General features: G+C 64.5%; 26 protein-coding genes. 2 read left to right on the top strand and 24 right to left on the bottom strand.

Annotated elements, in window-relative coordinates; all coding sequences use genetic code 11:
• Nucleotides 1-118: 118 nt before the first annotated feature.
• Genes catA through ACIGJG_RS08760 form a run of 7 tightly spaced genes read right to left on the bottom strand, consistent with a single transcriptional unit; the run spans nucleotide 119 to nucleotide 5,782 of the window.
• Complete coding sequence (gene catA, locus ACIGJG_RS08790; protein WP_011297868.1) at nucleotides 119-1,036, bottom strand: catechol 1,2-dioxygenase; 918 nt, start codon at nucleotides 1,034-1,036, stop codon at nucleotides 119-121.
• A gap of 45 nt (nucleotides 1,037-1,081) precedes the next feature.
• Nucleotides 1,082-2,140 (bottom strand): 2Fe-2S iron-sulfur cluster-binding protein, encoded by a 1,059-nt coding sequence (locus ACIGJG_RS08785; RefSeq protein ID WP_483673035.1) that lies wholly within the window; start codon nucleotides 2,138-2,140, stop codon nucleotides 1,082-1,084.
• A gap of 16 nt (nucleotides 2,141-2,156) precedes the next feature.
• Nucleotides 2,157-2,519 (bottom strand): phenol hydroxylase subunit P4, encoded by a 363-nt coding sequence (locus tag ACIGJG_RS08780; RefSeq protein WP_011297866.1) that lies wholly within the window; start codon nucleotides 2,517-2,519, stop codon nucleotides 2,157-2,159.
• Between the two features lie 19 nt (nucleotides 2,520-2,538).
• A complete protein-coding gene (locus ACIGJG_RS08775) occupies nucleotides 2,539-4,131 on the bottom strand; it encodes an aromatic/alkene/methane monooxygenase hydroxylase/oxygenase subunit alpha (protein WP_011297865.1) in 1,593 nt (530 codons plus the stop codon).
• A 37-nt stretch (nucleotides 4,132-4,168) separates the two neighbouring features.
• A complete protein-coding gene (locus ACIGJG_RS08770) occupies nucleotides 4,169-4,441 on the bottom strand; it encodes an MmoB/DmpM family protein (protein ID WP_011297864.1) in 273 nt (90 codons plus the stop codon).
• A gap of 16 nt (nucleotides 4,442-4,457) precedes the next feature.
• Nucleotides 4,458-5,480, bottom strand: coding sequence for an aromatic/alkene monooxygenase hydroxylase subunit beta (locus tag ACIGJG_RS08765; RefSeq protein WP_483673034.1), 1,023 nt, complete (start codon nucleotides 5,478-5,480; stop codon nucleotides 4,458-4,460).
• A gap of 47 nt (nucleotides 5,481-5,527) precedes the next feature.
• Nucleotides 5,528-5,782, bottom strand: coding sequence for a phenol hydroxylase subunit (locus tag ACIGJG_RS08760; RefSeq protein WP_011297862.1), 255 nt, complete (start codon nucleotides 5,780-5,782; stop codon nucleotides 5,528-5,530).
• Between the two features lie 338 nt (nucleotides 5,783-6,120).
• Between ACIGJG_RS08760 and ACIGJG_RS08755 the strand changes: the two genes are divergently transcribed.
• Nucleotides 6,121-7,743 carry a sigma-54-dependent Fis family transcriptional regulator gene (locus ACIGJG_RS08755; RefSeq protein WP_011297861.1) on the top strand — a complete coding sequence of 541 codons (1,623 nt, stop codon included), beginning with the start codon at nucleotides 6,121-6,123 and terminating at the stop codon, nucleotides 7,741-7,743.
• A gap of 16 nt (nucleotides 7,744-7,759) precedes the next feature.
• Here the strand turns inward: ACIGJG_RS08755 and ACIGJG_RS08750 are convergent, their stop codons facing one another.
• The 10 genes from ACIGJG_RS08750 to ACIGJG_RS08705 all read right to left on the bottom strand — a co-directional run bounded on the left by ACIGJG_RS08750 (nucleotide 7,760) and on the right by ACIGJG_RS08705 (nucleotide 19,091).
• Nucleotides 7,760-8,797: a fimbrial protein gene (locus ACIGJG_RS08750; protein ID WP_483673033.1), complete on the bottom strand. Its 1,038-nt coding sequence runs from the start codon at nucleotides 8,795-8,797 to the stop codon at nucleotides 7,760-7,762.
• Nucleotides 8,794-11,412, bottom strand: a complete 2,619-nt coding sequence (locus ACIGJG_RS08745; RefSeq protein ID WP_483673032.1) for a fimbria/pilus outer membrane usher protein — start codon at nucleotides 11,410-11,412, stop codon at nucleotides 8,794-8,796. The genes ACIGJG_RS08750 and ACIGJG_RS08745 overlap by 4 nt, the downstream gene beginning before the upstream one ends.
• A gap of 63 nt (nucleotides 11,413-11,475) precedes the next feature.
• Nucleotides 11,476-12,249, bottom strand: a complete 774-nt coding sequence (locus ACIGJG_RS08740) for a fimbria/pilus periplasmic chaperone (RefSeq protein WP_483673031.1) — start codon at nucleotides 12,247-12,249, stop codon at nucleotides 11,476-11,478.
• Between the two features lie 64 nt (nucleotides 12,250-12,313).
• Nucleotides 12,314-12,871, bottom strand: a complete 558-nt coding sequence (locus ACIGJG_RS08735) for a fimbrial protein (RefSeq protein WP_041679602.1) — start codon at nucleotides 12,869-12,871, stop codon at nucleotides 12,314-12,316.
• Nucleotides 12,872-12,955: 84 nt separating this feature from the next.
• A complete protein-coding gene (locus tag ACIGJG_RS08730; protein WP_011297856.1) occupies nucleotides 12,956-13,600 on the bottom strand; it encodes a response regulator in 645 nt (214 codons plus the stop codon).
• 411 nt (nucleotides 13,601-14,011) lie between these two features.
• Nucleotides 14,012-15,457 carry an IS1182 family transposase gene (locus tag ACIGJG_RS08725; protein WP_211955797.1) on the bottom strand — a complete coding sequence of 482 codons (1,446 nt, stop codon included), beginning with the start codon at nucleotides 15,455-15,457 and terminating at the stop codon, nucleotides 14,012-14,014.
• Nucleotides 15,458-15,762: 305 nt separating this feature from the next.
• Complete coding sequence (gene pcaD / locus ACIGJG_RS08720) at nucleotides 15,763-16,572, bottom strand: 3-oxoadipate enol-lactonase (protein WP_011297855.1); 810 nt, start codon at nucleotides 16,570-16,572, stop codon at nucleotides 15,763-15,765.
• Between the two features lie 33 nt (nucleotides 16,573-16,605).
• A complete protein-coding gene (locus tag ACIGJG_RS08715) occupies nucleotides 16,606-17,601 on the bottom strand; it encodes a tripartite tricarboxylate transporter substrate binding protein (RefSeq protein ID WP_011297854.1) in 996 nt (331 codons plus the stop codon).
• Between the two features lie 55 nt (nucleotides 17,602-17,656).
• Complete coding sequence (gene catC, locus ACIGJG_RS08710; protein ID WP_011297853.1) at nucleotides 17,657-17,935, bottom strand: muconolactone Delta-isomerase; 279 nt, start codon at nucleotides 17,933-17,935, stop codon at nucleotides 17,657-17,659.
• Between the two features lie 31 nt (nucleotides 17,936-17,966).
• Nucleotides 17,967-19,091, bottom strand: coding sequence for a muconate/chloromuconate family cycloisomerase (locus tag ACIGJG_RS08705; RefSeq protein ID WP_011297852.1), 1,125 nt, complete (start codon nucleotides 19,089-19,091; stop codon nucleotides 17,967-17,969).
• Between the two features lie 101 nt (nucleotides 19,092-19,192).
• On the opposite strand from ACIGJG_RS08705, the gene ACIGJG_RS08700 reads away from it, so the two are divergent.
• Nucleotides 19,193-20,074 carry a LysR family transcriptional regulator gene (locus ACIGJG_RS08700; RefSeq protein ID WP_011297851.1) on the top strand — a complete coding sequence of 294 codons (882 nt, stop codon included), beginning with the start codon at nucleotides 19,193-19,195 and terminating at the stop codon, nucleotides 20,072-20,074.
• A 27-nt stretch (nucleotides 20,075-20,101) separates the two neighbouring features.
• Here ACIGJG_RS08700 and leuA read toward each other — a convergent pair whose 3' ends face one another.
• The 7 genes from leuA to ACIGJG_RS08665 form a co-directional block, all read right to left on the bottom strand.
• Nucleotides 20,102-21,769: a 2-isopropylmalate synthase gene (gene leuA, locus ACIGJG_RS08695; RefSeq protein WP_011297850.1), complete on the bottom strand. Its 1,668-nt coding sequence runs from the start codon at nucleotides 21,767-21,769 to the stop codon at nucleotides 20,102-20,104.
• Nucleotides 21,770-22,092: 323 nt separating this feature from the next.
• On the bottom strand, nucleotides 22,093-22,551 hold the full coding sequence (locus ACIGJG_RS08690; protein WP_011297849.1) for a GNAT family N-acetyltransferase: 459 nt from the start codon (nucleotides 22,549-22,551) through the stop codon (nucleotides 22,093-22,095).
• 90 nt (nucleotides 22,552-22,641) lie between these two features.
• The gene (locus tag ACIGJG_RS08685; RefSeq protein WP_011297848.1) at nucleotides 22,642-24,216 is read right to left on the bottom strand and encodes a methyl-accepting chemotaxis protein; all 1,575 of its coding nucleotides are present in this window, start codon (nucleotides 24,214-24,216) and stop codon (nucleotides 22,642-22,644) included.
• Nucleotides 24,217-24,502: 286 nt separating this feature from the next.
• On the bottom strand, nucleotides 24,503-25,384 hold the full coding sequence (gene bla / locus ACIGJG_RS08680) for a class A beta-lactamase (protein WP_140951704.1): 882 nt from the start codon (nucleotides 25,382-25,384) through the stop codon (nucleotides 24,503-24,505).
• A gap of 31 nt (nucleotides 25,385-25,415) precedes the next feature.
• Nucleotides 25,416-25,814, bottom strand: coding sequence for a Na+/H+ antiporter subunit G (locus ACIGJG_RS08675; RefSeq protein ID WP_245001947.1), 399 nt, complete (start codon nucleotides 25,812-25,814; stop codon nucleotides 25,416-25,418).
• Between the two features lie 26 nt (nucleotides 25,815-25,840).
• Nucleotides 25,841-26,113: a K+/H+ antiporter subunit F gene (locus ACIGJG_RS08670; protein WP_140951700.1), complete on the bottom strand. Its 273-nt coding sequence runs from the start codon at nucleotides 26,111-26,113 to the stop codon at nucleotides 25,841-25,843.
• Entirely contained in the window at nucleotides 26,098-26,601 is a 504-nt protein-coding gene (locus ACIGJG_RS08665; RefSeq protein WP_011297844.1) for a Na+/H+ antiporter subunit E, read from the bottom strand. Before ACIGJG_RS08665 ends, ACIGJG_RS08670 begins: the two co-directional genes overlap by 16 nt.
• Between the last annotated feature and the right edge of the window lie 2 nt (nucleotides 26,602-26,603).

The raw sequence follows: 26,603 nt of genomic DNA, 5'->3' as shown, positions 1-26,603 counted from the left end.
TACGGGCGGCTTCTGACCGTAAGGGCTGCCGCTCTGTTGGCTCGGTACTGACAACACCGGGACGCCGCAGACTTGCGCGCGCCAGCGTGCTGTCGCCGCGCACGCTGGCGCCCTTCTCTCAGGCTGTCACGGCCGCGCGCTGACGCGCGACCTCCGCCTGCGGTGCATCGGCCCTGTCGGCATGCAGCGTGAAGTTGAACCGGATCAGTGAGAACGGCTTGTCGACGCCCAGCGCCTGCAGTGCTGCAGCGTCCTCGACGCGTGTCACCGGTGGCACCAGCCCTTCGCGCGTGGCGAACGCGAAGTCATCCCACAGGTACGGATCGCCATCGATGTTGATCTGCGTGGTCAGCTTGCGGTGACCGGGTGCCGACACGAAGAAGTGGATGTGGGCCGGCCGCGTGCCGTGTCGGTCGAGCTGCTTCAGCAGGCGGTCGGTGGCCCCATTCGGCGGCACGCTGTAGCCGACCGGAACAATGCTGCGCAGGCGGTAGCGCCCTTCACTGTCGGTCACGATGGTACGGCGCAGGTTGAACGCACTCTGGGTCGGATCGAAGTACGAGTAGTTGCCCATCGAATTCGCGTGCCAGACTTCCACGTTCGCGCCGGGCAGCGGCTTGCCGGCGTTGTCGAATACCTGCCCTTCCATCACCAGCACCTCGCCGTCGTCGGTGCCGTCGTCAAGCCGGGCTTCACCTTGTGCAACCGGTGCGCCGGCCACGTACAGCGGGCCTTCGATGGTACGCGGCGTGCCGCCTGCGATGCCCGCGCGCGCCTCGGCCTCGTCCATGCGCAGGTCCAGGAAGTGGTCAAAGCCAAGTCCTGGAGCGATCAGGCCCAGTTCGCCGCTGCGGCCAGCCTCGGCCAGGTAGTTGAGGCCGGCCCAGAACTCCTCGGGCTGGATGTCGAGGTCCTCGATCATGTAAAAAAGGTCGCGCACCATCCGGTGCACGATGGTAGTGATACGTGGGTTGGCGTTCTGGCCCGTGGTTTCCTCGATGCGGTTGAGCACGGTGTCGATGGCGATCTTGTCCATGGTTGTCTCCTATGGCCTTGTGGGAATGCGGCTGATGCTGCGGTATCAGAGCGAGCGGAACAGCGGGCTGCGGGTGGCCTGGCTCGCGTCGGCTGCCGACAGGAACTTCTCGGTGAAGATGTCTTTCTCGAACAGGCGGCCTTGCATCAACGTGGCGATGCAAGCCTCGATCATCGGCGGCGGCCCGCACAGGTAGGCACGCCAGCCGCGGAAGTCTTGGCTGAAATGACGGCTTGCAAGATCGTGTACATAGCCGCGCTCGCCGCCCCAGTCGCTTTGCTCGGGCTCGCCCGACAGCACCGGCAGGTAGGTGAAGTTGTCATGCTGCCGTGCGAGCGCTTCGAAGGCATCGCGGTAGTACAGTTCGCCGGCATTGCGTGCGCCCTGCACCAGCACGATTTCGCGTTGGTCACCCGATTCCAGCAGGTCCAGGATCATCGAACGCGGGCTTGACAGTCCCGAGCCGCCCGCCATGAACACCAGCGGCCGCGGATCGCTCTTGCGCACGAAGAACCGGCCCAGCGGGCCCGACAGCTGCAGGCGCTCGCCCACGCTAAGTTGTTCGTGCACATAGGTCGTCGCACTGCCGCCGGGCACGAGCCGGATGTTCAGCTCGATCTCGCCCGCGGTCGGCGCACTGACGATGGAGAAGGCGCGTGGCGCGGCCTCCTTGCCGATCCACACGTTGACGTACTGGCCCGGCTGGAACTGCAGCGGCTCGCCTTCGATGCGCAGGAACACGCCCTTGATGGTCGGCGTCAGCGCCTCGATGCGCACGACTTCCGCGGTGAAATCCATCAGCGGCAGGCACTGCGCATCGGGATCGGGCTCGATATCGGCCTCGATCACCATGTCGGACATCGGCGTCGCGCAGCAGGCCAGGCACTTGGCTTCTTCGCGCTCGAAATCCATCAGCGCGAATGGCGATGCTTCGCCGTGATCGAGTTCGCCTTCGAGCGTCTGCACCTTGCAGGTCCCGCATAGACCGTGGCCGCACGCATGCGGCAACCACACGCCGGCGCGCAGGCACGCGTCGAGCACGGTTTGGCCTTCCTCGATGTCGATGGTCTGCCCGAGGGGCTCGATGGTCAGTTGGTAGGTCATGGCAGCCTCCGTGAGGTCAGTTGCATGAGCCGGCAATGCCGCGGAGTTCCGGCGTGCGCAGGCGCAGTAGCGACTTGTGGCCGAGCCCGTTGACGGCCAGGCTGGCGTCCGCATCCGGCGCAAAGGGCTCGCCGCCGAGCAGCCACTGCACCTGCGTCCAGTCGATAGCCGCGCCTTCGGGATGCGCGGCGAGCAGTGGCGCGATGACGTCGCTGACCATGGTGCCGAACGGCATGTCGGGCGGCAGCGGCAGCGTGAACGGGCTGCAGAACAGCAGGTGCTGGTCCCAGCCGAAATACACGAGCTGGTTGCCGTGGAAGTTCTCGACGCGGTCGCGGGTTTCGCCCGCGTAGCCCGGGTTCAGTGCGATGACTGGCATGGTGGTCTCCGGTTCGTTCTTAGTCGTGTTTGTGGTCGCAGCACGCGGCGCCACTGCCCTGCTCCGCCGGCTGCGCGCTCTGGGCCCCGGTCCAGCGCTGCCAGTTCGCGCGGTCCTGTGAATCGGCATAGTCGCCGCGGTCTTCGGGACGCAGGTGGTACCAGTCCAGCACTTCAGGCAACGTGGCGCCGCCGCAATTGCCCTGGAAGATCTGGTGCACCGGCAGCCAGGCCTGGACGTATTTCTCGGGTTCGCCGAGGAAGATGTCGCGGCAGCCGTCGGAGCAGAAGTGATAGTGGTCGCCGTCGTGCTCGGCCTCGCGGTAGCAGATCTGGGTGGGGTCACCCGGCTCGGTGAAGGCCATCGGGATCTGGCACACCTGGCACAACATCGGCAGGCCAGGGTTGAACCAGCGCTGCCCTGCCTCCTGTTGCTGCTGCCAGTAGTCGAAGCGCGGGCGGTAGTGCTTGTCGAAGCTGTCGGGATACTTCTCCGCGAGCCAGTCCATTTCCGATGGTTCAGGCACCCAGGTGTGGATCGCCGCGGCGTGGTTGAAGTTATAGAAGATCGACCATGCGATGTGCGACAGGTGGTCCTTCTCCTTGGCGGCCTGCTCGTGGTACTTCGGCATGCGGATGCCATAGCGTGCCAGGTCGGCGAACAGCGCACCGCCGTTCTGCTCGAAGTAGATCTCCCACGCTTCCTTCCAGCTCATCACGCGTTTGGGCAGCATGTAGTCCATCATCATCGCCACCAGCGTGAGCAGCCTGTAGCCGCGCCAGAACCACTTGTCGATCCACTTCTGGATGATCGGGCGATTCGCCGGGTCCTGTTCCAGCATGAACTTCACCACTTCGAGGCCGAGGGTCATGTGGCGCGATTCGTCCGACTGCGCCGAGAAACCGAACGTCACGGTGGCCATGTCGCCGTTGTACGCCGCGCCCGACATGAACGGCATGAACAGCAGGTTGGTCAGCACATATTCGAACGAGAACGAGATCGCCGTGATGAACTCGAACGGCCCCGCCGTCATGGCGTCCTCGAAGTACGACTTCGGCACCGACAGGTACCACAGCCGGTCATGCAGGTGGCGCCAGTCGGCAAAGCCGTTGAAGTACTTGTTGTAGTGGCTGATGGTGTGGATCTGGGTCTGGCAGTGGCGCAGCTCGTCGACCGACTGCATCTGGCACGCCACGCGCGCGCCGACGCCGCGCAGCGTGCGGCCGGCCATCGCGAAGCCGCGGTGCGCGGCATATTCCAGTGGCGACACGCCGGTCAGGAACAGCTTCAGTGCGTTCACGTAGCGCGCATCGGTGACGTTGAGCTGGCCGTTGTTCTGCTGGAACGCGTCGATGATCGCGTACAGCTTGCGTTCCTTCTCGGACTGGAATTTCCAGTACGCGTCCATGGTCAGGCGGAACGGGTCTTCCCACCCATCCCAGTCATGGATCACGATGCCTTCGAACTTGTCTTGCGGGAATACGGCATCCATCGGCTGATAGGTCGTTTCCCAGCCGAGGTCGCGCGTGAGGATGGCGTACTTTTCCTTGAGCGACAGCTTGGGCCTGGCGGCTTGCCGAGCGGCGGAGGCGATTGCGGTGGCGGTGGTCATGTCCTTGTCTCCTGGTATGTCGGGTTTGATGTCCGGCTCAGTGCCAGGCCAGCACGAACTGGTCTTCGGTCTCGTCGATGTTGCCGGCCAGCGAGATCAGGCCGAGCTGCAGTTCCTGCACGTCCCACGCGCGTCCCATGCGCTCTTCCACGCTGGCGCGGTTGATCTCGAGCCGTCCGGGCGCGTCGATCTTGACCATGGCCGGGTAGCGGTTGACGGTGGCGTGCGGGTTGTCGGCCTCGATGGCGTCGATGACGGGACGCATCTCCTCGTTGGCCTGCAGCGCGATGAATACGATCTGTGCGGTCATGGCGGTCTCCTCGGTGTCAGGCAGCGGCTTTAGCCGGTGTTTCGTCAGTGGCACGGGTCAGACCCAGTCCCGCAAGCCGCTTGGTCAGAGCGGCCACAGACTCGTCCAGCGCAGCTCCAGCATCGCCAGCGAACAGGCGGCGCGCGAGCGGTGCCAGCGCATGCTCGAAGCGGTCGAGCCAGGTGAAGGCATAGCCGGCGATCACGCTGGCGTTCTCGGGCGACTCCTGCGCAGCGGTTTTGACCGTGGCATCGACCCAGCGCGCCGTCTCGGCGTACCAGGCGTTCATGAAGTCGGTGACCAGCGAGAACGCCGGGCTTTCGGCGGACAGGCGTGCATCGAGGCGCTGGTAGATCAGTGGGTACAGCAGCCCGTCCATCACCAGGTTCTGCGCAACGTGCAGTTCGAACCAGTCATCGCGCACCAGCAGGTCCTCGATCGCATGGCGCAGAGGCTGCCAGGCCAGGTCTTCCAGCCATGCCGCCTTGGCCGCGTCGACGGCGGCCTTGTCGCCCACCAGCAGGCCGATGCGGGTCAGGTACTGCGCGATGCCGAGGCGATCCATCGTCTGGAACATCGCCGCTTCGGTGATGGCGGAGCCAAAGCCATACGCGGTGATGGCGGCGTTGTTCATGTTGGCCGCCCATTCGACATGGCGCAGCGGCACCACGCCGCTCGTCAGCACCTCGCGCAGCGGCTCGGGCAGCGATGCCAGCAGGCCGCGCTTCTCCACGAACTCCAGGTTCTTTTCCATCGTTTCCTGCTGGCGTGCGCGGGCGTTGACGTAGCTGCCGTAGTAGAACTGGCGCGGGTCCTTCAGCGCGTACCAGTCCTGCATGACCACCTGCGTGCGGCGCGCGTCGTACAGCTCGTACTGTGGCTGCCACAGCGGGCGGTAGTGGAAGCTGGTTTCCGGCTGCAGGTCGTACATTGCCTCCTGGTAGCGCGTGGCCGGCTTGTCTGCGCCGAGGCGGCGCGCCAGGTTGGCGAAGGTCTGGCGGATCGGGCTGACGCTGTCCGTGCGGATATCGATTTGCATGATGTGGGCTCTCCTGTCTCCCTGGTGGATGTCGTGCCGCCGCGGCTTCAGGCCACGGTCTCGCACCATTTGTCGCGTTCGCGTTCCAGCGCACGGCCGAGCTGATGCGACACCGTGATGGCGCACTGCGCCGCGCAGAACGCGGTGAACTGGTCAGGGCGCATGACCAGCTCCACATACAGCGCGGGGTCTCCGAGCGAGAACTCGAACTCGACCCATTGCTGGCCGTGCGAGGTCACCCGGACGTAGGGCTGCGACCGGCGGGAAGCTGACGAGGCGGAATGGACGATGGGCGTGGTCATGTCTCGCTCCTTTTGCGCTGCACACCGGCTGGCGTGCGCTGTTTTTGGTGAGGAGACATATAGCGAAGGCCGTGCCACGGGACACGAGCCCATATGCCACAAGGGCTGGCGGGAGGTCGCGCGCGGTTGGCGCGCCGAGGTCGCTTGACGATTTGATGAGATGAAAAAGCCGGTTTTCACCAAATGATCAAATCCGTCGCTATTGCGGTGCAACACGCGAATCTGGCATCGCGGCAGCGTTTGCGTAGGCCCCGAACGCGCGTGTTAGGCTACGGAAAACCGAGGCCAGGACGCTCCCCTCCGGATCGATTCGCGCCCGCAGGCATTCTGGAGATGAGATGACCGCGCCCCCCAAGCAGCCGCCGTTCGACCTGGCTTCGCTGCTGACGATCGACCCCAAGGCCGCACAGATCCGGCTGGGCGATTCCCGCATGGTGCTGATGCACACGGAGGCCCTGAGCTACTTGCGCAAGGAAATCCTCGACACGCTTGGCCTGGAGCGCGGCAAGGGCCTGCTGATCCGCATGGGCTACGCGCAAGGCATGCGCGATGCCGAGATGGTCAAGCGCGAGCGCAAGGAAGAACTCGAGCATTCGCCGAACGACGCCTTCCTGCTGGGCCCGCAGCTCCACATGCTCGAAGGTGTGACGCGGGTCGACCCCGTGCGCCTGGAGATCAACCGCGACACCGGCCACTTCTACGGCGAATTCCTCTGGCAGGATTCATGGGAAGGCGAAGCGCCCTTCAACGAGTCGCTGAGCCGGGAGGAAGGCGGCTGCTGGGTGCAGCTCGGCTATGCGTCCGGCTACAGCAGCACGTTCATGGACCGCCTCGTCATCTACAAGGAAACCGAATGCCAGCGGCGGCTCGACGCACTGTGCCGCATCGTCGGCAAGCCGGCCGAGGAGTGGAACGATCCCGACTACCTGAAGTACTTCGAGCCCGATTCCGTCATCAGCGATCTGCTCACCCTGCAGCAGGAAGTCAGCACGCTGCGCGAAACGCTGTGCGGCGCCAACCAGGGCAACCTGATCGGCCAGTCCCCTGCTTTCCGCGAAGCGTTTGGTCTGCTGTCCGCCGCTGCCGACAGCCACATCACCGTGCTGCTGACCGGCGAAACCGGCGCCGGCAAGGAGATGTTCGCGCGCTGGCTGCATGACCACGGCCCGCGCAGCGAGCAACCGTTCATCGCCGTGAACTGCGCGGCGATCCCGCACGAGCTGATCGAGTCCGAGCTGTTCGGCGTGGAGAAAGGCGCGTACACCGGCGCGCAGCAGTCGCGCCCCGGCCGCTTCGAGCGCGCGCACGGCGGCACGCTGTTCCTCGACGAGATCGGCGACCTGCCGCTCTCGGCGCAGGTCAAGCTGCTGCGGGTGCTGCAGAATGCAGAGGTCGAGCGGCTGGGCGGTGTCGAGACACGCAAGATCGATGTGCGGCTGATTGCAGCCACCAACGTCAACCTGGCGCAGGCGATCCGGCAGGGGCAGTTCCGCGCGGACCTGTTCTACCGTATCAGCACGTATCCTGTCGCCATCCCTGCCCTGCGCGAGCGCCGCGACGATATTCCGGAGCTCGCGCAAGCCTTCATCCAGCGCTTCAACGCGCGCTACCAGAAGCAGGTACGCGGACTGAGCCAGCGGGCGCGTGATGCGCTGATGCAGTACCAGTGGCCCGGCAATATCCGCGAACTCGAAAACATGATCGAGCGCGGCGTGCTGCTGGCGCCCGCTGCCGGCCTGATCGATACGTCCCACTTGTTCGCGAGCCAGCAGGCCGCTGTCGAGGCGCCCGAAGATGCCGATGCGCTGATCCAGAAATTGCTGGATCAGCAGGTGTCGTTGCCGCAGATCGAGGCGCGGCTGATGCAGCTTGCGATCGACACGACGCGCGGCAACCTGTCGTCGGCGGCGCGTATGCTGGGCATCACGCGGCCGCAGCTCGCGTATCGGCTGAAGAAGTAGTGGCGGAGCTGTTTGCCTATTCGTAATCGAACGTGAACGTCGCTGCGCTGGTCACCGTACCGGCCGTCACAGGCAAGCCGTTGTTCAGCCTGGTGTAGCGAACCGCATAGCTGTACGAGGCCGGAACGTTGGCCTGGATATTGCCCAGCGCAGTGCGACCCTGCAGCGCCACGGGCTGATCGCTGCCTCCGGTCACGATCTGGAAGCCAACACCAGCGGCGGTGCCCTGCGCACCGGCTTCCGACGCCCCGAGCACGCCCGCCTGCGCCGCCTGTATCGGTGTGCCGGGCGCCGCGTCGAAGGTGACGCCGATGATGGCTGGTGTGTCGCACGTCACCCCTATGGAGAATGGCACCGACCCCGCTGTCGCCCCCGGCGAGCGCAGATCGGCCGCGCGAACAGGCTGGAGCGTCACGGTCGACGGGTAGTTCACGTTGCAAGTGATGGGCCGTGGCACGGCATTGCCGCTGAAGCCGATATAGTTGTTCCCGCTCCCGCCAAGCGCACCCGCGGTCGAGCCCTGGTAGACCCCGAAGCCAAACCGGGTTTGTGACGGGTCCAACGTGCCACCGGTGACGGGGCCGGTCTTGACGAACTCGATCGAGACTGAAACCGCGTACGTCATGTCCGCGTTCAGGGTACCGAGCCCTTCCCCTGTCGTGTTGCACCAGACGCCCGCAGCATGAGCGATGGGCTGCCCCGCGGCATTGCGCATGCGAATGCCGATACCCGGCACGCCTGTCGAGTAAACACCGTCCGAGCCTTCGGTGCCCGAGCCGTAGTAGCAGGCCACGATCTGCGCACCAGGCACCACGTGCGATGGCACGTTGTCGCACGTTCCGCTGAAGGTGTAGTTGCGCACGGTTCCCGGTATGGTGCTGCCCACCGGCAGCGTGGTCACCACGGCCATATCGTTCATGGCCTGCAGGTACGGCATGGCGGGCGTTGCGGTGCAGGCCGCATGGGCTGCCTGCGATACCAGCAGCAGCATCGCGGCGAGCAGGCTGCGGAGCGCCGCCTGTGCTCCCGCGCTGACGTCGGGCACGGCCATCATTGCGCTCCTTGTGCATCCGGATGATTGCGCTTCATGGACACCGTAGCCGAAGCGTGGTCGCCGCATACACCGTCGGCGCGGGGTAATGCGCGTCCCGGATTGCCCGTAGACGCCGGCAGTGCATAGCGGAAGGCGCAAGTGTCCGCCTGCAGCGGTCCCCATTTTGCTGTCAGCACACCGGCGTCCCGTGTCAGCCCGCGCGCCAGGAGTTGCCCGTCCTGGCCGACGGTTCCCGCAAGGTTCCCGTCGGCATCGAATACCTCGGCGGCGAACGGCAACGGCGTGCCGTCACTCATGCGCACGCGCAGGATCGCCGCCCGGCCACCTTTGCCGGTATCGAACCGTACACGGACCACGGCCCCCGACGTTGGCGCCACCTGCTGCAGCGTCGAACGCAGCTCCACATCGAGCGGAAGGCCCTTGGGGTCGATCTCGACGGGATTGCGCGAGAACGGCATCAGGTTTGGCACGATCGCATGGCCCCACGGATCGAGCCGCAGTCCATTGGCATTGGCCACGCGCGCGCCGGTAGCGTCCGCAGCCTCCACGATGGCGACGGTATCGCCGAGCGCCGACGAGAACGTCACCCCGCCGGCATAAGCGACGATGCCGCCGGAGATGCCGGCGCCGTACTGGCTGTAGTGGTTGCCGTGGCTCGCGTTGGCGGTCAGCGTCGCAATTGGCGAGACATAGCCCGCATTGCCGGCGACGCTGCTGGTGACGGTGCCACCGCCACTGCTGTGGCTCGCGTTGAGTCCATACGTGAATTTGCTGTCCGCGCCGAGCGTGCCGGTCAGGGATTCCTGAACGCCCATGACACCGGAGGAGTCCTTCTGCAGACTCGTCATCGCATACGGGGCGTGCGGTGTCCTGCCCAACGGTATGCCGACCGTGAGCATGACGCGGTTCTCCCACCTGGCGGTGCCCAGGTTAATCTGCCGTGCTGCCGAGATGACGTAGCTGACACGCTTGTAGCTGTTGTTGTACCCGGCCTGGTACTGGGTGTCCCGGCCGCGGTGGTTCCAGTAGTCCTGCGCGGATCCTGACAGGTAGACGTTGCCGTATCCTGCCGGCATGCCCTGGCTGATGGTGACTTGCAGGCGCCCGCGCCGGACGCCGCCAGGCACGGGGACGGCGCCCGCGTCATCGAGGCTGCGCGTTGCCACTGCATCGGCAAAGTTCAGAAAGCCGCTGGTGGAGTACCGGTAGGCGGCCAGCGTCACGTTGGTGCGCGTGGGCGAGACCATTTTGCTGTAGGACAAGCGCATGCTCTGGCCACTACGGTCGGGCTGGCTGACCAGGCGCGTGGTGGCATGGGTAGCGTCAGCGCCGAATGCGCCGTAGCGCGTGTTCATCGCCATGCCGAGGACGATCGAGAAATAGCCTTGAGCAGCGAGCATTCCGCCATAGCCAGTCAACAGGTTGGAGATGCCGTGCTGCACGGTTGCCTGCAGGAAAAGCGGCGTACTTTGCACGCCGGTGTTGCGATACTGGCCCGATGTCACGCTATAGCGCCAGATGCCGGGGCGCAACGCGTTCACGACGGGCGCGTAAGGCACGAACGAGGCACGGACACTGCCGTCCGCCTCGGTCACCAGCACTTCCAGGTCGCCGCCGTAGCCGGTTGCGTAGAGATCGTCGATCTCGAACGTGCCTGGCGCGACGGTGGTCTCGTAGATGATGTTGCCGTTTTGCCGTACCTGCACCCGCGCGTTGCTGTTGGCGATGCCCCGGACTGTCGGCGCGTAGCCGCGCTGCGATTCGGGCAGCATGCGATCGTCGGTGGCGAACTGCACGCCGCGGAAGCCGAAGCTGTCGAACATGGCGCCGTCCGTAAACGCATCCCCCACCACCAGTTGGCTGCGCATCGGCGTGATCGAGCGCTGTACGCTGGTCTGCACCGACTGGTAGCGATTGCCGGCGACCGCATCGTACGAAAGGCTGCCATAGTGCCGGAAACGCCAGGGACCGATGTTGATGCCCGCATTCAGGCCGAGATAGCCCTGCGTTGACGAAACTCCGGTGCTCTCCGTGTGATACACGTTGGCGTTGTACGCCAGGCGCGCAGCAGTGACACCCTCGTCCCAGTAGCGCGGATCGACATAGCCACGCGCGCTACGGCTCAGGAACGACTGCGGCACGCTCAGATCGAGCCGCAGTTCGCCATTGTCAAAGGCGGCGTTCGCGCCGGGAACCAGCTCCGGCAACGTCACGCAGTCCGCCATGGCTGCATGAACAAGACGCTCGGCGGATGGGGCCGGCAACCGCGTAACGTCCACCCCTGCGCGTTCGATCAGCATGCGGTCAAAACAGGGTTGGACATCGCGTGCATCATTCCCCGCCTGCCGCAGTGTGATCTCGGCCATGCCAACCCACGCCCCGTTGACCTGCAAGTCGGCACGATAGGTCCCCGGCAACGGCACGTTCCCTCGGTTGAAGCGCGACACATCAAGCTTGCCGCCACCGGGCTGCCGCAGGAATACGTCGTTGAATTCCACGTCCCCGGAGCCAGTCGTGGTTGCACGGGCGGTCGAAATGCTGATTAGCGAGAGCACCACCACGCAGCACGGGCGCAGACGGGAAGGAAACAGGCGCTGCCTTCTTCTGACTTGCATTGAGATTTCCTGGAGCCGGTCGGTTCGGCGCGCGGCCGTCGCGGCACCTGCGGACCAGCACGGCTACCTGGCGTCGTCCAGTGGCGCTTCGCCATCGTTCGAACTGCCCCAGTCATTGAGCGTGTGGTAGCGGACCTTGGTGCCGGGGACGGACGGGACGTCGCCGATGAGCGGGAACTGGCGCGTTTCGCCGGGCGCCACCATGGCGCCGCGCTCGTTGACGGCACGCTTGCCGCCGGACGACAGCTCGACGCTGACGACCGAAACGTGGAACGCCGTAGGGTTGTGGCATTCGATCAGCAGCCGGCCATCGGTTCGTGCGAGTCGCCAGACAAGTTTCGCCGGCGCCTCGCCCGGCGTACCCTTGAGCCCTTCGGGACGGTAAAAAAACTTGATGCGCGAGCGGAATGCGAGTTGCAGCTTGTTAGGACCAGTCTGTTCCGCGTTGGGCTTGGGCGGTATCTCCAGCACATTGAACCAGAAGACCGATTCGCGATCCTCGGGTAGCGGTTCGCCGGTGTAGACGATGCGCAGGCTCTGACCCTTTCCTGGATCGATACGCGCGACCGGTGGCGTCAGCACGAACGGCACGCCGATGCTTGCCGGCGGCGCTGCGGGATCGCCCTTGTCGAACCATGACTGCACCAGCGCCGGCGCGTTGCCTTCGTTGGTCAGCTTGATCGTGACTTCGCGATCACGGGCGTTGTAGACGGCGCGCGTGCCGGCGATGACCACCGAGCCGAACGCAGGGGTGACTGGGCTCACGCCGACGGCGACCAGCGCGGCCAGCAGCACGGCCATGAAAGGCCGCCGTGAGTTGAAAAGGTGGCTTGGCATGGGTATTTCGGCAGAGCCGGAATACAGGGCCGCCAATAGCTGCCCCTGTTCCGGCCCCGTGGCCTTACTGATACGACAGGATGTAGGTGACGCTCGACGAGACCGACCCGGCAGCGGCCGCGCCGCCTGTCGCCACGTACTGGGCTGCGTATGGCAGCAGTGCCGTGCCATCCGGCTTGATCGGCTGCGCCATCGAATTCTGCGCAGCGCCGTCGGAGGCGCCAATGGAAATCAGGCTGCCGCTCGACGGATTGAGCAGCCCGATCTGCACGTTGGCTGCGCCGCCGCTGCCAATATCATCGGTGTTGACGAGCCGTCCGGTCGCGGGATCGACATTGGCGCCCGCTTCGAAGAAGGCATGGACGTTCCCACTGGCAGGATTGCAGTTGCTCAGCGCTATCGAGAAGCCCGTCGTGCCGGCCGTACTACCGGCGGCGGCCAGATTGGTCTTGGACACATTGGGCAGCGTCACGGTGAAGCTGCCCGCGTTGCCCGTTGTAATGGTGCAGGTGGTGTCGGTGACTTGGCCCTTGAAGGTGATCGTGCCGTCCGACGCATGCGCGTATGACGCGCTGGTTGCTGCACCGGCCATCATCAGTGCGGTAAAAAGCCTGGTATTCATTCTGTCTCTGTGCTGGGTTAAAAAAACGGCGCGCGGCCGTGGAAATCGGGAAGGCGCATTCATGCCATTCATGCCATTCACGCCTTATTGCCTGCCCGGCAGCAGGCCATGCGCGATGGCGTACTGACACAGCTCGTAGCCGGTGCTCAGGCCGAGCTTCTTCATCGCCATGCTTTTCTGCACGCTGATGGTCTTGCGGCTGCGGTTTGCCTGCCGCGCAATTTCAACCAGCGAAATGCCCGCTGCGCATTTGCGCAGCACCTCAAGTTCTCGATGCGACAGCCTGGTTTCGGGCCCGCCCTCGCCTGTCACGGCCGTATCGGGCAGCTCGTGCAACGACGGCGGTACGTAGGTCAGATCGCTGAACGCAGCACGGATCGCCGGCGCCAGGTGGTGCAGCGGATCGGTCTTGGTGAGCACGACCGCAACCCCGGCGCTGCGGATATTCCGGATCGACAAGGCGTTTTCGATCATCGTGAACACCACGAGGCGCGTGTCCGGATAACGTCGTCGCAGCATCTCCAGCATTGCGATTCCATCGCCATGCTCGCCGTCGGGCATCGAGTAGTCGGTCACGACCACATCGCAGGGGACAGCGTCGAGCAAACGGACCAGTTCGGTGGAGTTGCGGGCCATGCCGATCATCTCTATTCCTGCGTGGCGGCTCAGTTCCTGGCGGAGGCCGCTGAGGACAATCGGATGGTCATCGGCAATGAGTACCCTGATCATCGCTACGTCTCCTTGGCAGATGGGATGCGAACCCTCAGCGGCTCGCGTACTGCCGGGATAGTAGGTTTCCTACCCTTTGCCTAACATTGGGCACGGGCTGATTGCCCTATCGGAAATTTCAGACCCGAGGGGTGGGTTTGTTCGATGCGAGGCCGGTGGCCGATGACGCCGCTTTGGCAAAAAGCGCTTTTTTACGCACAAGACCTAAAACGGCGCGCGGTTCGTTGTCACCCTGTCGGAGTGACATGGTGGTGACCCGACGTCGTCCGAAATGGATCGAGGCCGTGTGGAAACGTCTCTCGAATCGGACTAATGCGCGTCTCCTCCGGGGCGTAGCCGTAACGGGTGCGAACAGCGCTAGTGAGCTCCTGAGGGCGATCTTCAGCCCATTTTTTGGGCGCAAATGGGTGCTTACGCACCCACCAGGCGCATTGCCTTCATTGTTTTCGAGAACCCGAGAATTCGAAGGACGCGCTTCAGGTTGTACGCCAGAACATGCAGGCTCATTTCAGTACCTACATTCGGTAGCGTGCGCGTCAGGAAGTGCGTGTAGCCCATCCAATGTTTGAAGGTTCCGAAGACATGCTCGACGGTTCGCCTACGAACCGTCATTGCATCCGGCGTCTTGTCGAGCCGGCGCTGGACGGCCTCCAGCACTTCCTCATGCTCCCATCTGGAGATGCGCCGGTACGGACTCGGCGTGCAGTGAGATCGCATGGTGCACTGAGGACAGGCACTACTCCAATAGCGGCGTAGCTGCAGTCCATGTTCTTCTCTGGTGAAGCGGTATATCGCACGTTCACCGGCGGGACATTGATATTCATCGTCCCGGGCAATGTAGATGAAGTCCGCCCGATCAAATCGACCTCCCGCCTTCGCGCTGGACGTCGTTGGCTTGGGCAAGATGGCAGCAACTCCCGTATCCGCGCATGCCTTGATCTCCTGCGCGCTGAAGTAGCCACGATCAGCTATGGCTTTAAGCCTGGTCTTACCCATCGCATCGCGAGCGGCTCGAGCCATCGAACTCAGTTGCGCCCGATCATTGCCAATATTGGTGACTTCATGAGCGACGATCAGATGGTGCTTGGCATCTACGGCCATCTGTACGTTGTAGCCGACCATTCCGGAGCCCTTGCCACTTGTCGCCATCGAACGCGCATCAGGATCGGTCATCGAGATCTGACCATCTGGAAGTGTCTTGAGCTCTTCCTTTATCTGGCCAAGGCTATGCATCTGCTGACGCAGTTGCGCAATCTTCTCGCGCAGTCGAGTTGTCTTGAGTTCCATCTCCGCCGGCTGCGTGCGATCGGCAGTCTCCAGCGCGCTCAGATACCGCTGGATGCTTTCCTCGATTTGCTGCTGGCGTTTGTCGACTTTGCCAGCCGTGAAATTGCGGTCCCGAGTATTGACTGCCTTGAACTTGCTGCCGTCGATGGCGACCAGGGCCTGCGAGAACAACTTTAAATCGCGGCACAGAACTATGAAACGACGGCAGACATTGCGAATGCCCGTGCTGTTATCCCTGCGGAAGTCTGCAATCGTCTTGAAGTCCGGCGCCAGTCGGCCGGTAAGCCACATCAGTTCTATATTGCGTTGGCACTCGCGCTCCAGACGGCGGCTGGACTGGACTCGGTTGAGGTAGCCATAGATGTAAATCTTCAACAGGACGGCAGGATGATATGAGGGGCGACCTGTAGTCGAAGGATTGGCACCTTCGAACCCGAGCGACTCGAGATCCAACTCTTCAACGAACGCGTCGATGATCCTGGCGGGGTTATCCTCGGCGATGAAATCATCGAGGCATTCTGGAAGCAGCGTAGCTTGCTTGCGGTCTTCTCCCTCTATGAATCGCTTCATCCGGTCCCCCAATCTGAATGCGTTGATCCAGTCTAGGTGATCGAACCGTTTTCACACAGCCTCGACCCATTCCGGACGAACTAACGAGATACCATTCCCAGTACATTTTTATGCACTCGGCTTCCCTCCGGACAGCCTGAGTATTTCCCTTGCTTGAGTCGGCGCCCGCTCCTTCCCAGGAGCGGGCATTTTTTGATTCTTCAGGGAACAGCTGCGATCAGGCGAGCGCATGGCCGCTGTGTAGCCGGCGTGGCCGGCGGGCGCGGTGTGCGGCGGGTGGGGCGCGTCAGCGGGTGGCGAGCGTCTTACGCTGCCTTGAGAAACCTCACCACGGCATCCGCGAACGCTTGCGGCAGCTCCCAGTTCGACAGGTGCGCTGCGTCGAGCGACAGGTATTCCGCGCCCGGCACGGCCTGCGCGACTTCACGGCCTTGCGCGGGCGTGGTAGCGGCATCCTGCTCGCCGGCGATGACCAGCACGCTGGCATCGATCTGCGGCACGATGGCGCGCAGGTCGGCATCTCGCACGGCGGCGCAGTTGGCGGTATAGCCTGCGGGATCGCAGCCGAGCAGCATGTCGCGCACGGGCTCCATGGCTTGTGCGTGCGACGCGCGGTAAGACGACGTGAACCAGCGCTCCAGCACGCCCGGAACGATAGCCGCCATGCCATCACGCAGCACGGTAGCAATGCGGTTGTCCCACACCGAGGCCGGGCCAATCAGCGCGGCGGTATTGGCCAGCACGAAGCGATCGAAGCGGTTAGCGTGATGCCGCGCCAGCCACATGCCGGTCATGCCGCCCATCGATAGCCCACAGAACTGGGCGCGTTCGACGCCGGCATCGTCCATCACCGCGATCACGTCCGCACCGAGTTCCGCCATGCTGAACGGCTGCGCAGGTACCGACGAGCGGCCATGACCGCGCGTGTCATAGCGCAGCACGCGGAAATGCCTGAGCAAAGCCGGCATCTGCGGGTCCCACATCTGTAGCGTGGTGCCCAGCGAATTGGACATGACCAGCACCGGCGCGCCGGCGGCGCCTTCGATCGTGTAGTGGATGGAAACGCCGGCGCTGATGGCCGTGCCGGTGCGGGCGGGATAAGCAGGATTGGTCATGTCAGGCTGCCCGCCGCAGCGGGCTTGGTTGGATCAGTCGGCGTGGATGCCGCGCTGGCGAATGAGCGCGCCCCACTTCTCGGTTTCCTTTGCCAGGTGGTCGCGCAGTACCGCCGGAGAGCTGCCGATCGGCTCGGCACCGATCATCGCAAGGCGCTTCTGCACAGCCGGCTTGCGCAGCGCTTCGAGCATGGCGCGGTTCAGGGTGTCGATCACGGGCTGCGGCGTCTTCGCCGGCACGAACGTCGCAAACCACGGCGACAGTTCATAGCCGGGCAGCCCGGCCTCGGCCACGGTCGGCACGTTCGGCAGCGCGCTGGAGCGCTTAGCGGTCGTCACAGCAATCGGCGTCAGCTTGCCCGAATCGATCTGCGGCTTGGCCGAGGTGATGCTGTCGAACATGTAGTCGACCTGTCCGCCCAGCAGGTCGGTCATGGCCGGGCCGCTGCCCTTGTACGGGATATGCAGCATGTCCACGCCGGCCATCGACGCGAACAGTTCCCCCGCCAGGTGGATCGATGTGCCGTTACCGGCCGACGCATAGGTGTACTTGCCCGGCGATGCCTTCGCGTGGGCGATCACGTCCTTGACGGTGGTCTCCTGGCGGCGCGCCTTGTTGGCGACGAGCACGTTGGGCACGACGGCCAGCAGCGATACCGGCGCGAAATCCTTGATCGGGTCATACGACAGCTTGCCGTACAGCGCCGGGTTCACGGCCATGCCATTGGCGACGATGATCAGCGTATAGCCGTCGGCCGGCGAACGCGCCACCAGTTCGGCGCCGATGTTGCCGCCCGCGCCGGGGCGGTTCTCGACCACGATCGACTGGCCCAGCGTGCGCGACATGTCCTCGCCCAGCGTGCGCGCGATGTTGTCCATCGCGCCGCCCGACGGGAACGGCACGATCCAGCGGATCGGGTGGTCGGGATAGGCCGCGTGCGCGGCCGGTGCGGCGAACGAAAGGCTCGCGGCCAGCGCAAGCGCGCCTGTGCGGCTGACACCTGCCAGCCGCTGAAACAACGTCTTCATAGTCTCCTCTCTGCTTGCCCGCGTGATGCGGGTTGTTCTGTTCGCGTACCGCCGTTCAGCGGATCGACGACGGGTGCTTCGCCAGCGGGGTCACGTGGATCTTCATGTACGGGAACAGCGGCAGGCCGGACAGCAGCGTGTGCAGCTCGTCGTGCGAACCGACGTCGAAAATGCTGTAGTTGGCGTACTCGCCGACCACGCGGTAAAGCTGCTGCCACTTGCCTTCGTGCTGAAGCTGCTGGGCATACGCCTTCTCGCGCGCCTTGATGTCATCGGCCTGCGCAGCAGGCATGTCGTGCGGCAGGTTCACATCCATCCGGACCAGGTAAAGCATGGCGTTCCTCTTGGCTAATCAGATCAGTTCTTTAAGCGCGGTCGCGCCGGTAGTGCGCGAGCTTGTCTTCATCGAGCGCGAGGCCCAGTCCCGGGCCTGCGGGCAGGTGCAGGCTGAAATCGCGATATTCGGGCCGCTGCACGACTACATCGTCCTTGAGCAGCAGCGGGCCGAACAACTCTGTGCCCCACGCAAGTTGCGGCAGCGTGCAGAAGCCGTGCGCGGCAGCGATGGTGCCCACGCTGCCTTCCAGCATCGTACCGCCGTATAGCGCGATACCCGCGGCATCGCCAACCGCTGCCGTGCGCAGCATGCCGAAGATGCCGCCCGATTTCGCGATCTTCAGCGCGAACACATCGGCACCGCCGATGCGCGCGAGTTCCATGGCATCTTCTGGGCCACATACCGCTTCATCCGCCATGATCGGCACGACGAAGCGCGCCGCCAGACGGGCCAGCGCCGTACGTTGCTCACGCGGCGTGGGTTGCTCGATCAGGTCGATGCCAGCGGCTTCGAGCATGGCAATACCACCCGCGGCATCGGCCTCGTTCCACGCCTGGTTGATATCCACTGTCACGCGTGCACGGTCACCCAGCGCGCGCTTGATCGCGGACACGTGCGCCACGTCATCACGCACGCTGCGCCGGCCGATCTTGAGCTTGAACGTGTTGTGCCGGCGCTCGGCCAGCAGGCGCTCGGCTTCGTCGATGTCCCTCGCGGTATCGCCGCTGGCCAACGTCCACAGCACCGGCAGCGTGGTACGCACGGCGCCGCCGAGCAGCGTGGCGAGCGGCACACCGAGGCGCTTGCCCTGCGCATCAAGCAGCGCTGTCTCCAGCGCCGACTTGGCAAAGCGATTGCCGCGCGCGATCTTGTTCAGGCGTGCCATGGCGGCATGGACATTGGTCGCATCTTCGCCGGCCAGCGCAGGCGCCAGGTAAGTGTCGATCGCCAGCTTGATGCCTTCGGGGCTTTCATCGCCATAGGAAAGGCCGCCGATGGTGGTGGCCTCGCCGATGCCTTCGATGCCGTCGCTGCAGCGCAGCCGCACGATCACCAGCGTCTGCTGCTGCATGGTGGCCATGGCCAGTTGATGGGCCCGGATGGTGGGCAGGTCGACCAGGATGGCTTCGACCGAGGTAATCGTGGCTGTCATACCTTTGCGCTGCGGAGAAGGATTGTCGACGAAGTATGAATCTTGACGCGAGTCACGTCCAAGACCGATGATGTCTCAATCAATACCCTACAGGTATGCCAATGGAACTCCGACACCTGCGATATTTCCAGGTTGTGGCCCAGGAACTCAATGTCACGCGTGCCGCAGAGCGGCTGCATATGGCGCAACCGCCGCTTTCACGCCAGATCCGGCAGTTGGAGGATGAAGTCGGCGTGACCTTGTTCGATCGCGTGGGACGCGGACTGCGGCTGACGGAGGCGGGCCGTTTCCTGCTGGAACAAACCACGCAACTGACGCAGCGGCTTGAGGAAACCATCGAAAGCACCCGCCGCATCGGCCGGCAGGACAAGCGCTGGTTCGGCATCGGCTTCGTGCCGTCGGTGCTGTATGGGGTGTTGCCGGAACTGATTCGCGAACTGCGCGGCTCGGAACAGCAGGTAGAAGTCGGGCTGGCCGAGATGATTACCGTCGAGCAGGTCGAGGCACTGAAATCCGGCCGCATCGACCTGGGCTTCGGCCGCATTGCGATCAATGACCCTGCCATCCGCCAGGAGGTGGTAATGGCAGAACCGCTGGTGGCAGCGCTGCCGGCAAGCCAGCCGGTACCGGCGCTGGACGCGCTGACGCCGCAGGGGCTGGCCACGCGCCCGTTCATTCTCTACCCGGCGCGGCCACGGCCGAGCTATGCCGACCACCTGCTGTCGCTGTTCCGCGCGCAGGGTCTGCAACTGCGTGTGGCGCAGGAAGCCAACGAACTGCAGACCGCGCTGGGGCTGGTGGCAGCCGGCGTCGGCATTACGCTGGTGCCGGCGTCGATACAACGCCTGCATCGCGATGATGTCCGCTACTGCCCGATCGATGCGCCGGGGTTCGTGTCCCCTGTCATCATGAGCTATCGGGTTGGTGACAGCTCTCAGTTCCTGGCCCAGGCGGTAGCCTGGGTCATGCGTCAAGGGCAGTAGGGATTGACTGGTCCAGAATCGGGGGAATCAGGCCTGTGAGCGGCGCTGGCGCACCAGGCGGTTCGCTACGCTGATCACAGCCTGCACTGACGCTTCCACGATGTTGTGGCTCATGCCGACACCGAAGCTGGCGCCGGGCACGCCTTCCAGCGCGGCTTCGACGATGGCCATCGCCTGTGCATCGGCACCGGCGCCGGTGGCGCGCTCTTCGTAGGCATCAATGCGCATGCGCAGGTCGAGCGCGTGGACTGCGGCTGCGATGGGGCCATTACCCTTGCCGTGCAGCGTCTTGCGCACGCCGTCGACCGTCACGTCGAGCGCAATGCCCTCCCCGCTCTCGTCGAGCTTGTAGGCGTGGTAGACGATGCCCTGGCCCGATGCATCGGATGGGAGATACGTCTCCCCGAACAGCTTCCAGAGTTCCGGGCCGCTGATCTCGGTCTCGCTCGCGTCGGTAGCCCGCTGCACGACCGCGCTGAATTCCACCTGCATGCGGCGCGGCATCACCACGCCGTGCTCGCGTTCGAGCATGAACGCAATACCACCCTTGCCCGACTGGCTGTTCACGCGGATCACGCTGTCATAGGTGCGGCCGAGGTCGGCCGGGTCGATGGGCAGGTAAGGCACTTCCCACACGCCGTTCGGATCCTGTGCGGCAAAGCCCTTCTTGATCGCATCCTGGTGCGAGCCCGAGAACGCCGTGAACACGAGGTCGCCCGCATAGGGGTGGCGCGGATGCACGGGGATCGACGTCGCTTCTTCGGCAATCCGGGCCACGGCGTTGATGTCGGAGAAATCGAGGTTCGGATGCACGCCCTGCGTGTACATGTTCATGGCGAGCGTGACGATGTCCACGTTGCCGCAGCGCTCGCCGTTTCCGAACAGGCAGCCTTCGACGCGGTCCGCGCCAGCCATCATCGCGAGTTCGGCGGCAGCCACGCCGGTGCCGCGGTCGTTATGCGGATGCACGGACAGCACGATATGCTTGCGCGGCACGAGACGGCGGTGCATCCATTCGATCTGGTCGGCAAATACGTTAGGCGTCGCGTTTTCGACGGTGGTCGGCAGGTTGATGATCACGCGGCGGTCGGCACTTGCACCCCATGCCTCGATGGCCGTATGGCACGCCTGCAGCGACACCTCGAGCTCGGCTGCGCTGAAGGTCTCGGGCGAATACTGCAACGTCCACTTGGTTTCAGGATGCTGGTCGGTCAGCGTCTTCAGGTAGTCGATGTGATGGTGCACGAGCGACATCACTTCGGGCACGCTCATGCCGAACACGATGCGGCGCCAGGCCGGCGCAACCGCGTTGTAGACGTGGACGATAGCCTTGCTCGCACCCTTCAGTGCTTCCACGGTGCGGTCGATCAGCTCCTCGCGCGACTGCGTGATGACCATGATGGTCACGTCGTCGGGAATCAGGTTTTCATCGATCAGCTTGCGGATGAAGTCGAAATCGGTCTGCGACGCCGACGGGAAGCCGACTTCGATTTCCTTGAAGCCGATGCGCACGAGTTCCTGGAACAGACGCATCTTGCGCTCGCCGTTCATCGGCTCGAACAACGCCTGGTTGCCGTCCCTCAGGTCGGTCGAAAGCCACATGGGCGCTGAGGTAATCGTGCGGTTCGGCCAGGTGCGATCGGTGAGGCCGACGGGCGGGAACGGTTGGTATTTGGCGGAGGGCTGGGCAATCATCATGGTCCACGAATCCGGTGCCGGACGGTCCGCTGCGGGCCGTGCCGGGAAGTCAAACAGGCAAATGCAATGTGACTTCCCCTGCAGCCCCTCGCATGGCGAAGGCTGGTTCGTGGGCCGGGATCAGGGGGAAATCAGGAGGCGCGCTGCGAATCGTTCGATTCAGGCGCCGGAGAGCTTAGGCAAGCAGATCCCGGCCGAGCACTAGGGCTAGGCGGCGCAGGGATAGGGAGGTGAGGCGCTTGCAAGACATGCGGTCGATTCTAGCAGAGGCTTTGGGAAAACGTGAACGAAAATTTACGGTGTGATGGCCGGACTTCCGCTCATCCGGCAATGGGTTTCGACATCTCCGTGGTCGGGCTCCAGCCCATGCGCGCATAGAGCGGCTGCCCCATCTCCGTGGCATGAAGGACCGCAAAAGCGATGCCGCGCTCGGCAAACTCGGCCTCGGCGCGGTTCATCAGCGCTTGCCCGATGCCGCGCTCGCGGTGGCTGGGATCAACGTAGAGATTGAGGATGTAGCCGCGCTTGTCCTGCAGCGGATGCGAGGGATGCGGCGGCCATTCAATGACCATCAGGCCAATGCCCGCGAGCGGCGCGCCGCCCTCTTCCATCACCCAGCCAAAGTAACTGCCATCGGCAAGTCGCGGCAGAAGCCAGTCGCGGAACGGGTCCTGCATCGCGGCAAGCGTCAAGGCATCGCGGCCCGCTTCGCGGAACATCGCTTCACGGTGGCGGCAAACCAGTTCCAGGTCATCGATGCACAGCGGCCGGCATTCCATGGCTTGGCGCTCCCTCGGCGTAGTGAAGCCGAGAGCGTAGCGCAAACGGCCGGTGCTGCGTAATGGTCGATCAACGTCGATCAACGTCGATCAACGCCAGCCGATGGCCCCCGCCGCCTCAACACGGAACGTGCCCGCATCCGCGACCAGCCGCGACGCCTGTTCCCGCAGGCTCTCGGCTGCCGCGGCCGCCTGCTCGACCAGCGCCGCATTCTGCTGCGTGGCCTGATCCATCTGCGCGACGGCCTGGTTGACCTGCTCGATGCCGGTCGACTGCTCGTCGCTCGCCTCGGCGATTTCCTCGATCAGCGTGGTCACCTGACGTACCGCCATGACGATGCTGTCCATCGCTTCGCCGGCCTGCGCCACGCGCCCGGTACCGGCTTCCACCTGCTGCAGCGACGACGAGATCAGTTCGCGGATCTCCTTCGCCGCACCGGACGAGCGCTGCGCGAGCGTGCGCACCTCGCCCGCCACGACCGCGAATCCGCGCCCCTGTTCGCCGGCACGCGCCGCTTCCACAGCGGCGTTCAGCGCAAGGATATTGGTCTGGAACGCGATGCCTTCCACCGCGCCGATGATGTCGGCCATGCGCGTCGCCGCAGTCGAAATGCCTTGCATGACCTCCACCACACCGCGCACCGTCGCCGCGCCATTGTCGGCCACGCCCATCGCGTCCTGCGCCTGCTTGCGCGCAGCGCGTGCGTTGCCCGCGTTCTGCGTGACGGTCGAAGTCAGTTCCTCCATCGAGGCCGCGGTTTCCTGCAGCGAAGCCGCCTGCTGCTCGGTGCGCTGGGACAGGTCGGTGTTGCCTTGCGCGATTTCATGCGCGGCGCTGTCGACCGAGCCCGACGCAACCTGGATGTTTACCACCAGCGTGCGTAGCTGCGTGAACGCGCGTTCCAGCGCCTGCATCATCTCGCCGATTTCGTCGTGGCTGGTCGCCGTGACGGGATAGGACAGATCGCCCTGCGCGAGTGCCTGGGCCGCCTTTACGGCATCAGCCACCGGCCGCGTCACGGAGCGCGTGATGCGCACGGCCGACACCACGGCCGCGAGCACCGCGATCGCCAGCACGCTGAGCAGCCACACCTTCGCCGAACGGTAGGCCTCGTTCGCCTCCGCCGATTCCTTCGCGCTGACGGCCTTGCCCACTTCCATCAGGGCATCCAGCGGCGCGAAGTAGCTCGCTTGCGCGGCAGACAGTTCACCGTTGAGCTCGGCGCGCGCCTTCTCCGCATCGCCGGCACGCACGCCATCGATCACGATCGCCACGCGCGACCAGTAGCGCGTATCGGCCGCCGCGAGGTCCTTGTACAGCGCCTTGCCCTTGTCGGTGTAGAAGATGTTCGCCATGCCTCGGATCTTCTCTTCGTTGACGGCACGCAGCGCTGCGATCCTGGCAACGCCCTTCTCCACCTTGGTCGCGTCCGGCGCCAGCGCCAGGTCGCGCAGAATGATGGCTGTATGGGCCGCGCGATCCTTCAGTCCATGGAACTCGAGGATCTTGTTGTTCAGGTCCGATACGATGAGTTGCGTATTGGCGTCCATGGTGGCCATCTTCTGCAACGCCACCACGGCAATCACCAGCAACATAAACACACTGAGCGAAAACGCCGCCGCCAGCCGCGTGCCGATGCGCACGCGCTTGAACGAATTCAACATACCTGAAATCTCTCCACTTGAACCGTATCTGCATCTATTGCGGTGGATGCCGTGAGGCACCCGCCCGCCCGTGACTTCAGACCACGGCAGCCGCATCGCACCGGGGTACGGTGCTGGTTTTCAGCGGCTCGTCATTCGTGGACACCAGGGTGTTGGCCCTCGCGTTATCGTCACCCCTCAGGGGTTCTGAAGCATGACCTGGAAAGATGACGGAAAAAGTGATGTATCCGTAGGTCGGCGCACTTGCCGACTCTACGCCGTATGTGCAACCCACTGCCTGACGATTTCAGCCCAGCGCGGAGAGCGCGATGCGCGCCGCGCTGGCGATCGTTTCATTGCTCCACTTCGCATCCGGGGCGGCTTGCGTGAAATAGATAGCAACCACGATCGGCGCGCCCGCCAGGGGCCACAACACGGCGATGTCGTTGGTCGTGCCATAGTCGCCGCTGCCGGTCTTGTCGCCGATCTGCCAGCCGGCGGGCATTCCTGCCTGGATGCGCGCTGCGCCGGTCGTATTGCCGCGCAGCCATGCCTGCAATTGATTGCGCTGTACTGGGGGCAAGGCGCCGTCGAGCGCCAGCGCCTGCAGGCTGGCTGCCATGGCGGCAGGCGTTGAAGTATCGCGCGGATCGCCGGGAATCGCGGTATTCAGTTCGGTTTCCCAGCGGTCGAGCCGGAAGGTCTGGTCGCCGATGGAGCGCGCGAATCCGGTCACGGCAGCGGGGCCGCCGAGACGGTGCATCAGCAGGTTAGCGGCGCCGTTGTCGCTGTATTGGATCGCAGCGGCGCACAACTGGGCGATGGTCATGCCGTCCGCGACACGCTTCTCCGTAATGGGGGAATAGGCAACCAGGTCCTGGCGCGTGTAGCGGACATGCTCATCGAGCAGGCCGGGCGCGCCTGCGCTGCGCTGCAGGACAGCGCCGGCGAGTATCACCTTGAACGTGCTGCAAAACGGGAAGCGCTCCTCGGCGCGATGCCGTACCTGGCGGCCATCGCCGGTGTGGCGCGCGAATACGCCAAGGCGGCCGCCGGCACTGCGCTCCAGCGCGGCCAGTCTCGATTCGGCGTCAGGCGTGGTGGAGCGCGCCGAACTGGCGCAGGCGGAGGCAAACGGAGCCGCGGCGGCGGCCAAAAGCAAGGTGCGGCGGGTTCTTGAAGGGAGCATGGGAAGCGACGGTGAATGCCAGCCGGGCATTCTAACTGTCTGCCTGCTCGCCAGCATTTACGTTTGCCGCCTGCATGTCCTCCGCCTGAACTCGCCCCACGGCAGCCCATGGTCCACCACGCGTGCGTGGATCCACCGGCAACTGCCGCTGGATGGCTGCCTTGGCCAGCATGTGCGCGCTGATCGGCGCGGTCAGGAACAGGAAGGCCGTCACCAGCAGTTCGTGCACGCTGGCACCCTGCCCCTGGCAACTGAAATACACCACCGATGCCACCACCACGCCGCCCACGCCGAGCGTGGTCGATTTGGTCGGCCCGTGCAGCCGCATGAAGACGTCCGGCAGCCGGAACAGGCCGATGGCGCCGACCAGCGTGAACAGGCTGCCAGTCAGGAGCAGTACGCAGACGGCAAGTTCGGCGATCGTGCTCATCGGAACGCTTCCGCTTGCAGGCATGGCTAGTACTCGATGATGTCGCCGCGCTGCAGGTACTTGGTCAACGCAACGGTGCCGACGAAGCCCGTCAACGCGATCAGCAGCGCTGCCTCGAAGAACATCGCCGAGCGCAGGCTGATGCCGAGCACGACGATTACCGCGATAGCGTTGATATTGAGCGTGTCCAGCGCGACGATGCGGTCCACCAGCGCGGGGCCGCGCACCAGGCGCACGAAGGTCAGCAGGAACGCCAGGCCCAGGATCGCCAGGCAGACCGGTATCACGAGGGCAAGCACAGGAAGATCTCCTTCAATGGCACTTCATAGCGCGACTTGATGCGTTCGACCAGGGCGGCTTCGTCGTCGAGGTCCAGCACGTGCACCAGCAGGCTGCGGCGATCGTCGCTGAGTTCCGCGCACAGTGTGCCGGGGCTCAGCGAGACGATGCTGATCAGTGCAGTGGTCGCAAGTTCATGCTCGACATCGAGCGGTACGACAATGAATGCGGGCCGCAGCCGCGCCGTGCGGCCCAGCACGAGGATCGCCACTTCCACATTGGCGACCACGATGTCGATCAGCACATGCACGGCCAGCCGCAGCATCAGGTCCGGGCGCGACAGCCGGAATGGCCCGAGCACGAGCCACAGGTCCGCGAGCCGTCCCAGCCCCCAGCCCAGGAATGCGCCAAGCAGCCAGTGTGCCGGCGCCACGCTGTTGGACAGCATCAGCCACATCAGCAGCAGGATCAGGCTCAGCCATGGATGCGGGAACTGGCGCGCGAGCATTG

Source organism: Cupriavidus sp. C1SS-2L, from assembly GCF_057073735.1.
This window is presented reverse-complemented; position numbering and strand designations above follow the sequence as displayed.